8 protein-coding genes are annotated in these 10,950 nt (G+C 39.4%); all 8 read left to right on the top strand.

Annotated features, from left to right (window positions below; genetic code table 11):
• On the top strand, window positions 1-568 hold a 568-nt coding region (locus tag DWW52_RS13770; RefSeq protein WP_370449525.1), incomplete at its 5' end, for an RNA polymerase sigma factor.
• A gap of 133 nt (window positions 569-701) precedes the next feature.
• Entirely contained in the window at window positions 702-1,859 is a 1,158-nt protein-coding gene (locus DWW52_RS13765) for a FecR family protein (RefSeq protein WP_118716083.1), read from the top strand.
• A 146-nt stretch (window positions 1,860-2,005) separates the two neighbouring features.
• Window positions 2,006-5,287: a SusC/RagA family TonB-linked outer membrane protein gene (locus DWW52_RS13760; RefSeq protein ID WP_118716082.1), complete on the top strand. Its 3,282-nt coding sequence runs from the start codon at window positions 2,006-2,008 to the stop codon at window positions 5,285-5,287.
• A gap of 18 nt (window positions 5,288-5,305) precedes the next feature.
• Entirely contained in the window at window positions 5,306-6,730 is a 1,425-nt protein-coding gene (locus DWW52_RS13755) for a RagB/SusD family nutrient uptake outer membrane protein (RefSeq protein WP_118716081.1), read from the top strand.
• Between the two features lie 12 nt (window positions 6,731-6,742).
• On the top strand, window positions 6,743-7,258 hold the full coding sequence (locus tag DWW52_RS13750) for a hypothetical protein (RefSeq protein ID WP_118716080.1): 516 nt from the start codon (window positions 6,743-6,745) through the stop codon (window positions 7,256-7,258).
• A 21-nt stretch (window positions 7,259-7,279) separates the two neighbouring features.
• A complete protein-coding gene (locus DWW52_RS13745) occupies window positions 7,280-8,386 on the top strand; it encodes a thioredoxin family protein (protein WP_233556911.1) in 1,107 nt (368 codons plus the stop codon).
• Between the two features lie 236 nt (window positions 8,387-8,622).
• Window positions 8,623-9,144 (top strand): TlpA disulfide reductase family protein, encoded by a 522-nt coding sequence (locus tag DWW52_RS13740; RefSeq protein WP_118716078.1) that lies wholly within the window; start codon window positions 8,623-8,625, stop codon window positions 9,142-9,144.
• Between the two features lie 626 nt (window positions 9,145-9,770).
• Complete coding sequence (locus DWW52_RS13735) at window positions 9,771-10,943, top strand: FecR family protein (protein ID WP_118716077.1); 1,173 nt, start codon at window positions 9,771-9,773, stop codon at window positions 10,941-10,943.
• Window positions 10,944-10,950 lie beyond the last annotated feature (7 nt).

Genomic DNA, 10,950 nt, shown 5'->3' with positions numbered 1-10,950 from the left:
AAACGTTCCTTTAATGATCGAGGATAATTCTCTAAATATGAGCGGTTTGATGAAAGGTGATGAAAGGGCTTTTCAGTCTCTTTTTATAGATTATTACCCTTTATTGGTCTCTTCTGCAATGAAATACGTGGATGAACAGGAGGCGGCCGAAGATATCGTGCAGGATGTGTTCGTGAAAGTGTGGGAGGGGCGTGAAAATTTGCAGGGAATAGACAACCTGTCGGCTTATTTGTATCAAATGGTACGGTTTAAAAGTTTTAATTATCTGCGAGCGGAAAAGGTGCGCCAACAAGCAACCAAATCTTTTACTGAAGAGTTAGAGTTTTTTGAAATAAATGAATATATCGAAAACGAGACGTTCCGTATCGTGATGCATGCGTTGGAAGATTTACCCGCCGGTAGTCGGAACGTGTTTTCCCGTGCAATACAGGGGTATTCGGCAAAAGAGATTGCGGAGGAGTTGGGCATTGCCGTGGAAACCGTGAAAAAACAGAAGCAGATTGCCCGCCGGATGCTTAAAGAGAAATTGGGGAATCTTTTTACGCTCTTTTTTTCAGTGGCGTGTTAATCGACGAGAGTGCGGCTTTGGGGGGATGCGTGAGATCTGGCGGATTGTTTTGTGCGATTTTTTTTTCATATTGATATACCTCCTTTTTTTTTCTGAAGTGTCATAGGGATATAAAGCGAAAATTATAAAGGATATGAATAGATATAAAGAAATTCCGACACTTTTGTCAAAGGTTCTTCTTGGGGGACTCTCGAAAGAGGAGGAAGTTCGTTTACGGGCATGGAGGGGAAAAAGTGTGGAAAATGAGCATCTTTACCATGAGGTGATAAAACGAGGTTTCGTGGAAAAGAAGTGTCAGGAAGTTAGCCGGGTGAATATCGTGGATGGTTACATGAATGTGATCCGGAAACGGAAACAGCATGTGAGAAGTCGTCGGATAAAACGGGTTATTTCTATTGCTGCAGGAATTTTACTACCGGTGATTGTTGTCTTGTTATGGGTTGGTACGGAGGAGGAACAGCAGGTTTCGGAACAAGTTGCACGGGTGATCCGGCATGGAGAATTAAAGGCAGAACTTGTTTTGGCAGATGGAACGAAAAGATTGTTAGGTAAGGAGATGACGGATTCTTTATTCAGCCAGCAAGGAGCCAATATCTGGGTGCAGGATAAGGGATTAAATTATCTGGGAGATACTTCTGTCGTTGCGGAAGTTCATTATAATATTTTACGTATCCCTCGCGGCGGGGAGTATTCCATTACGTTGAGTGACGGAACGGTTGTTTATATGAATTCGGAATCGGAATTGCGTTATCCGGTGAAGTTTGTGGGAAACGAGCGGAAAGTGTTTTTGTCGGGAGAGGCTTATTTTGATGTGACATCAGATAAAGATCATCCTTTTCTTGTCGAATTGAAAAAGTCGGTAGTGAAGGTGTTGGGAACGAGTTTTGACATCCGGGCATACGAGGACGAAGATGTGGTGATGACGACTTTAGTACGTGGTAAGGTGGCCTTTTTGTCCGGAGACAAGAAGGTGATATTAAATCCCGGAGAACAAGGGATCCTTGATCAAACGGGGGAAATGGAAAAACGGGGAGTGGATACTTATCTTTACACCGCATGGAAAGAGGGGGTGTTTGCTTTCCAACAGGAACGTTTGGAGGAGATCATGAAAATCGTGTCAAGGTGGTATAACGTGAACGTGTTTTGGGAGAACGAATCTCAGAAGGAGGTTACTTTCACGGGAAAAATGCGTCGTTATGATGATTTCTCAAAGATTGTGACCATGTTGGAAATGACGGGTAATACCGAATTTGAAATAAAAGGGAATAATATTTTTATAAGAGAAAGATAAAATAAAAGACGGAATATTGGCCGTATCCCGTCTTTTGATCTCCGGGTAAACCGGAAATTGTTTCACTAAATATTGACAAATGTATGAAAAAAAATTGGATGCATGATCTTCCATGGCGTGGAAGGTTGTTAAAAACATGCTTAATTATGAAATTTTTAGTCTTACTTCTATTCGTTTCAACGCTGCATTTATCTGCTAGCGTGTATAGCCAAGAGGCTAGAGTGTCTCTTCATTTGCAGAATGCTTCATTTGAGGAGGTGGTGAAAGCCTTGGAAAGTGTTACAGACTACACTTTTTTATTTAGAGATCACCAAGTTGCCCATATAAAAAATTTGAACTTGGAGTACACGGATGTTGATATTAAAGTGGTGCTGGACGCTTGTTTGAAAGGAACGAGACTTACTTACCGGCTGGTGGATAATACGATCGTGATTCAGCATGTTGCCGTGGGGGGAGGCGATACGCTTTCTAAAATTACCGTTAAGGGAATCGTGAAAGATAAGAAAGGTGAATTGCTTCCCGGGGTAACCATTCGGGTCAAAGGAACGACTTTGGGATTCGTGACGAATGTGAAAGGGGAGTTTGATTTTGATTTACCTAAACGGGATAACTTGATTTTGATTTTTTCTTTCGTGGGCTATAAACGGCAAGAAATACCGGTGAAAAATGACAATAAGGCGCTCACGATCGTGTTGGAAGAAGATTTGCAAACCGTGGATGAGGTTGTGGTAACAGGTATTTTTAATAAACCGAAAGAGAGTTTCACGGGAGCGGTGACGGCTGTCTCAAAGGAGGAGCTTAAAGCTAAATATTCTCGTAATCTTTTACAAACGTTGTCAAATATCGATCCTAGTTTTCGGATTATTCAAAATAATGATGCCGGTTCGGATCCGAATCATTTACCGGAAATTCAATTACGAGGGGCTTCGACTTTGTCAAGCGTGGAAAATCTTCAGAATGCTAACCGGGCAACATTGAATTATCCTTTGTTTATAATGGACGGTTTTGAAGTAAATCTGGAACGTGTGATGGACTTGAATGAAAATGAGGTCGAAAACATCACGATATTGAAGGATGCCAGTGCAACTTCTTTGTATGGTTCAAGAGGAGCTAATGGTGTAGTGGTGATCACGACTACTCGTCCTGCTGCGGGGAAATTGAGAATTTCTTATAATGGGCAAGTGAAAGTAGAAATTCCGGATTTAAGTTCTTATAATTTAGCCACGGCCGCGGAGAAATTGGAATTTGAACGCAAAAATGGGGTTTGGGATTTGTATGAGGAGGCTTATCAGGAATTAAAAAATGCTGTTGATAAAGGGGAAAATTATGATTGGCTATCTGTTCCTGTTCGTACCGGAGTTGGGCAATCACATCGTTTGAATTTTATGGGAGGTGCTGATGATTGGCGTTTTCGCTTTGATTTATCGTACGATTCTACCGTGGGGGTAATGAAAGGATCTGACCGTAATAATGTTAATGGAACATTGGAAGTGGATTATATGACTGAAAAATGGATGGTTATGCAATCCTTCTCGATAGGGGTGAATACGTCTAAAAATAGTTCTTATGGTAGTTTTTCTGATTATGTAAAAATGAACCGGTATTGGAATCCTTACGATGATAATGGTGATCCTGTAACTTATTATTACCACCCGTTAAATCAAAATCCTATTGATAATCCGTTATATGATTGGAAAGTAGGATGCTGGAATGATTCTAGGTATACTTCTTTACGGAGTAATACTTCGATCCGCTATACGATTAGACCGGGTTTTCAGGTTGTCGGTTCTATAGGTTTGAGTCGTCAGATATCGCGTAAAGATAATTTTATACCGCCTTCTCATAAATGGTATGCTGAAAAAGAATTAGAACAGAAAGGACGTTATGATCGAACGGATAAGAATGCCGATACTTGGCAAACAGCTTTAACCGTAAATTATACGAAGACTTTTAATGAAAAGCACATGTTGACAGTGAACTTGAATAGTGAAATGCAGGAGGATGGGAACGAAGAAGTAAGATGGGCTGCCACGGGATTTCTTACGGACAAAATAGATAATATAGGAATGTCTTTGGGATATCCGGATGCTTGGGGAACGAGTGGTGATGAAACTACTACACGTAGAATTTCTTTACGTGGTTCTTTGAACTATTATTATGATATGCGTTACTTTCTAGATATTTCATACAGTACGGATGGTTCTTCCTCTTTTGGATCGGAGAGTCGTTGGGGATCTTTCTGGGCATTCGGGGGAGGATGGAATATATATAATGAGCGTTTTATTAAAGAGAATATGGGCTGGATGAGTGATTTGAGGGTACGTTACTCTTATGGAGTATCGGGGAATATGGGGTTTAGCCCGGCAGATGCCATGACTGTGTACAGGCAAAATGTGAATGAAACTTATTTGTCCGGTGTCGGGGTGGAAATGGAACGATTTGCTAATCCGTATTTGCAGTGGCAGAATACGTATCAACATAATGTCGGTTTTGATATCGGTTTTTTCAATAATCGTTTGGAATTTCAGTTTAATTATTATAATAAATTGACAGATAATGCGGTACAAGATGTCTTTTTGCCAATTTCTCATGGGTTTGAAAATTATAAAGGAAATATCGGGAAAATACGGAATGAGGGGTATGAGTTTAACATGACGTTTTATCCTGTTCGTAATACGGCAAAAAATATAAATTGGAGTATTACAGGTCGATTTAATCGTCAGGTGAATACGATCGTTCAATTATCTGAAGGCTTTAAAGAGATGGTTAAATATAGTTCGAAGACGATGTCTGGGGGGAGTGAGTATTATCGTTATATAGAGGGACATTCTATGGACGCTATTTATGGATTACGGTCTGTCGGCGTGGATCCGTCAACAGGTTATCGGATGTTTTTGGATAAAAATGATCGTATAACTTTCAGACAAAGTTCAGAGGATATGGTTTGGTTGGGAGATCGCCAGCCTAAACTTAACGGTAATATCAGTACGTCGTTCTCGTATAAAGGGCTGTCGTTGAATGTAGGTTTTGGAGTGAAATGGGGCGGTTATCAAGTTAATTTTACGGAATTGACGAAAGGAGAGAATTTGAGTTTGCTGTATAACGTGGATAAACGAGCGTTGACTCAAGGTTGGGAAAAACCGGGGGATAGATCACGGTATAAACTTTATCAAGTTACTTCAGATGCATCGAGACAGTACACGTATCCGTGTGATATGTTTGTACATAAGGATAATGTATTTAGTTGTACTAATATAAACGTCGCTTACATGATTCCGCGGAAGTGGTGTCAAAAGTTGGGAATGGAATCTTTATCGGTGAGTGCTTTTTTGAGTGATATATTTTATTTGTCAACAATTAAACGAGAGAGAGGAACAGATTATCCGTTTTCTATTAATCCGAATTTTTCAATTTCTTGTTCATTCTAAGTATATAAAATTAAAGAGATGAGAAAGAAAATATATAGTTTAAGTATAGCATTGCTGTTAGGATGTGGTGCTTGTAATGATTGGTTAACAGTGCAACCGGCAACCTCAATATTGTCCGAGGATTTGTATGCAACCAACGATGGAATAAAACAAGCGTTGAATGGCGCATATCTAAATATGCGGGGAGTATTATATAATCCTGCCGGATATATGGGAGGAGGAGGAATGGCAGAATCTTTAGCGTGTTCGTGGTCGGTAAGCGAAGGAAACCGGGAATATGATTTGAGTAATCACGATTATGCATCCGATTTGGTGGAAAGCTCTTTGAGTAGTTCTTTTCAGGGATTTTATAAAATTATAGTCACGATGAATGACTTGATTCAGGGAGTGGAATTGAATAGGAAGCAGATTTCTGATGACGTGTATAATATAGGGGTAGGGGAAGCTTACGCTCTCCGGGCGTTGGCTCATTTTGATTTGATTCGTTTATGGGGACCAGTACCCTCGAAGGTTGATCCCATGAAGACTTATTTGCCTTATGTAACAGTAAATTCTCCTGATAGATATGAGTATGTAACCTATGAAAAATACATGACATTGTTGTTCGAGGATTTAAAGCGGGCTGAAGAGTTATTAGGGAAATCGGATGTCGTGTTGAACACTTCTTTTGAAGCGACGGAAATGACAAATAGTGTATGGCCTTATCGGAAGAGCCGGATGAATTATTATGGTGTTTTGGGTTTACAAGCAAGAGTACATTTATGGTATGGGAATACAGACGAGGCCTTGCGGTATGCTCGACTGGTGAAAGATGCCACGAATCCCGATGAAACCAAAAAGTTTCGTTTAACAAATGAAGTTGATGATTTTCCGGATAATTCGTGGGTAGACGGAACTTGTTACAGTGAACATCTTTGTGGAACAAAATGTGACACTTATGATTATAGTAAAGGAGGTTGGATGTCAGGGCGGGCAATGATTATGAATGCTTCACCCTCTTTCGTGCAGACTTTGTTTGATGGGAATACTTCTGATTTCCGTTATAAAAAAATGTGGACTTATGAAAGAACAGGATTGATGGTTTATGGCTATGTTTTAAGAAAATATAGATGTTTTTACACGGGAACGAAGGCCGCACAGAATTTTCCAATTATCCGTTTATCTGAAATGTATCTAACGATTATGGAAAAAGCTCCTTTGTCTGAAGCGAATGAGGTTTATAAAGAATTTTGTGCAGCTCGCGGTATTGAATACGTGCCTTACACGGAAGCGGATCGTCAGGAACGAGTATACAAAGAGTGGATACGAGAATTGATAGGAGAAGGACAAAATTTCTTCACATATAAACGTTTATATGTAAGAAATATGATTTTTGGGATAAGCGAATGTGGCGAAGAACAATATGTATTGCCTATTCCGGAAAAAGAGTATTTAGGAGAATAAAAATTAGAAGTTATGAAACGGTTATTTATTGTTATATTTGTTTTTTGTCTAGGTATTGCTTCTTGTCATTATGAGAGGCCGGAATTTTATGCAGAAGGTGATTATATCCAGTTTTACTATAGTAATTTAATAAATAAAGATACGAATGATCGGAGAACTAGCCCGTTGAATTATCCTTATATAAATTCGACACGTTTGCGAGATACAGCTTGGTTTCGATTGCAGGCTGTTGGAATGCCATCGAAAAAAGATCGGCAGATTCGTTTTGAACCATGTATTAATAAGGCGGATAGTAATTATGTTGCTGCAGTTCCCGGGGTGAATTATGTTGCTTTTGATGACCCTGAAATTCAAAAATATATGATTATGCCTGCGGATTCTGTTTACATGAATATACCTGTGGTCATTTTGTACGATGCTGCGACGAGGGGAAGTGTCGCGTTGAATTTTCAATTAGTACCGACCGTTGATTTTGAATTAGGAGAGTTGACTTTAAGGAAAGGACGTTATTTGTTTTCTAATTATTAATGATATCAAGTATAATTGGGTATGAAAAAATTAGTATTCGTATTTGTTTGTATGTTCGTAATAGAGTCTGTGTTCGCGCAGACGCACTTTCAGGATTTGACTTTTGAGAAAGCGATAGAGAAAGCAAAGGCCGAGAATAAATATGTCTTCATTGATTGTTATACCGTGTGGTGTGGCCCATGTAAAATGATGGCCGAAAAGATTCTTCCCTTGGAGGATGTGGGAAAATATATGAACGAACGTTTCGTTTGTATCAAGTTGGATATGGAAAAAGGGGAGGGACGGGAAATTGCGCGGAAATACCATGTTACGGCTTACCCGACTTTTTTGATATTGAAAACGGATCAGAGTTTGGTGCATCGGGTCGTTGGAGGAACTGCTTCTGGGGAAGAGTTTATTAAAAAGATTGAAGCCGGGTTTGACGAGAATGCGGCCTCGAATCTGGAGATTCAGTATGTTGCGGGAAACCGTGATTTGAATTTTTTGGTGAAATATATTAAAGCTTTACTAGTGTCTTGTGACGTGGAAAAGGCCAAGGGGATAGCTCAAGAGGTATTGGCCTCGTTGGATGATGAAGAAAAATGCACGGATCCTTATTGGTTTATTTATGAAGATACAGAGTTGTCTCCTATCGGTTCCGGAAATATGAATTACTTGCTGAAACGGGTAGAAAAATTTCGTGAAGGAGTGGGAGTTGAGAAAGTGGATAAAAAATTGGCTTCTTTGTTTGAATCGCAGTTGGAGGATATTATTCGCGGGCGGAATAAGAATGCGACCTTGGCTGATGTTGAGGCTGCCGAAAAATTGTTGGATTCTTACAAGTTAACGGGGCAGGATTATTTATTCGAGTACATCGCTTTGATCAAGGCCGTAAAGTCGGAGAATACGGAGGAGACGTTGAAGTTGTGTAATGATATATATCCAAAAATGGCGGATGAGAAAGTTGCGTACTTGTATTTTACCCCGATTGTGGAATTACAGTATAAATGGGATAAAAAACAGAAAAAAGAATTAACGGTATTAACCAGAAAAATGGCGGATAAAGTGGAATTAACTTCATTGAAACATTCATTGAAAAGTTTTGCGGATGTTACGATTCCTCGCCTGGGAGAACAGAGGAGATTCTGAGATAAAGGTGCGTGTTTTTATTCCACTCTTTAAAGAGTGGAATATTTTTTTGAGAAATGAAGGTTGTAAAAGTGTCTGTAAGAGCGAGTGATGATTGTAAGTTAGACTTTGATAGACGTGGAGAGATTGAAAATGTAGTAACGATATCTAACTTGTGAGGGGTGTGAGCATTCTTTTTTATAATATGTATTGGTTATTTCATTGTTTCGACAAGAAAGTTTAACATGGAGGTTGGTATGAAAAAATGTTTGTTTATTTTTTTAATGATATGCCCGTTAATAGGATTTGCACAAATGAAGGCGGAACTAGTGCCAGTACGGGATACGACAGAATTGAAAGTAGGGGATCGGGTTCCGAATTTTATTTTTCGAGATACGTCCAATCAAAAAGTGTCATTAAAACAATTTAGGGGGAAATACGTGGTGATTGATGTTTGGGCATCGTGGTGTTATCCTTGCAAGCAAGAATTTCCCATTCTGAGGAAATTGGCTGAACGATATAAGGGGAAGAAAATAGCGTTTGTAAGTCTTTCCTGTGACACAGAAGAACAACGTTGGCGGAATGAATTGTGGTGGGGAAAGATGGAAGGTTTTCAGTGGTGGATTGGTGGTGATGAGTCTTCAATGATTGCTTTTCGAGTAGGAGCAATTCCCCGGTTAATATTGTTGGATAAGAAAGGACGAATCGTGGATCTGAAATTGCCGAAACCTTCTAATCCAAGGTTTGAAAAGATTCTTGAAGAATTGAAAGGAATGTAATGGTTGCTTTTTGGAGAGACGGTATGTTTTATTGATACGATAATTGGAGGAGTGAATGATACACGGTTTTAGGCTTTAAGTTAGGGGTGTTTCGAAAGAAATACCTCTTTTTTTGTCCCTTTTTCACCCGGATGTAGGAGTGGATTGTTTAGTATAAATGTAGTTCTCGGTGGGAGATAATTCTATAGAGACCAAGAGAAGAAAAAATATGAAAAACTAATCTCGGCTCTCGGAACGTGAAATGGCTTTCTTTAGGAAGTTTCCGTTTTAATAAGGGAGAAGCAAAGTTAGAGTTGTCGGATAAAGGCGTTGAAGGCCAGCGTGTTTTTGCAGATGCAGTGAAGTGGGTTCGAATAGGAGAATAATTTTTTAATTTTGTCTTTCACCCAGACAAGAGGGTGAATTGTAATAAGTGTAGATTTGCTCTTGATATTTGTGAAGAAAGCTGTAAATTAAGAGCGAGGGTAACGAGTTAAAAGTGTAAATAAACGTTCCTTTAATAATATTTTTATTTAAAGATAAATAATCTTTTTCTAAATTGAGCATATCTCTTGTTGTCAGTAAAATAACGATATCCCATTTCTTTTATTAGCTTCCATTTTATTCTCTTATTAATCGAAGGAATAATGAGAGATTTAACGTATTATTTGCATATACCTTATTTGATCGTAAAGGATTTGCGTGGAGAGCTTTCCGAGGAAGAACGGTTAACTTTGGAGCAATGGTTGGACGAGAGGGAAGATAATAGACAATTGTTCGAAAAGATTCACCATCAGAAAGATACTAGGCAGCGAGATCGGATAATCAAGAAGTTGCATAAAAAATCCGCTTGGCAACGAGTGGACCGGGCAACCGGGGGAAAGAGGTTGTGGATCACGTATGGTATCCGATGTGCTGCTGCTGTTGTGTTTGTTATTTCCAGTATTTTCTTCGTGATGTATTTACTTCCGGAAAAATCTTCTCGGAAAATGTCTTTGCATTCAGAGGCCGGAATTAATCCGGGTAGTATAAAAGCCGAGTTAATTTTGGCAAATGGACAACATCTGTCTCTTGACGGGAAAGAGGGAAATTCGATATTATCGAATCAGGATGGAGTGACGATTAGGAAGGAGAATGAAGGGATTCGTTATGAGAGTAAAGATGCGGATGGGGAAATAGCATATCACGAGTTGAGAGTTCCAAGAGGAGGAGAATTTCCTCTCGTGTTGGAAGATGGAACGGAAGTGTATTTTAATTCGGAGACAAAATTTCGTTATCCTGTGAAGTTTGGAGAGTCCGAGCGTAGGGTTTTTCTTGAAGGAGAGGCTTATTTTAAGGTAAAGCGAGATGAGAACAGGCCTTTTAGCGTGGAGATGGGAGGGAACCGGATAGAGGTACTCGGAACAGAGTTTAATGCTCGATTTTACCCGGATGAGGATAAACAAATGACCACGCTTGTTTCGGGAAAGGTCAAGTTTATTTCAGGGAAAGATGAGAGTTTGGAACTCTCTCCCGGTGAACAGGCAATTCTCACGAGTAAGGGGAAGTTGATCAGGAAAAGCGTGGATGTTAATTTATACACGGCTTGGAAAGATGGGAATTTTGTATTTCGTAAACAGCGGTTGGAGGAGGTGTTGAACACTTTAGCCCGTTGGTATGACGTGAATGTTTTTTATGAAGATGTATCACGGAAAGAAGTCGAGTTTACGGGAAATATCAAACGATTCGAGCGCTTTGAGGAGATTCTTTATCTTTTACGAATGACGGGAGATACGGATTTTGAGGTAAAAGGGAAAAATATTTTCGTGAGATGCAAATAAAAAAGGA

This window comes from Odoribacter sp. AF15-53, assembly GCF_003479425.1.
Classification (GTDB): domain Bacteria; phylum Bacteroidota; class Bacteroidia; order Bacteroidales; family Marinifilaceae; genus Butyricimonas.
The sequence above is the reverse complement of the archived record's forward strand: the minus strand, read 5'-3'. Positions and strand labels throughout refer to the sequence as shown.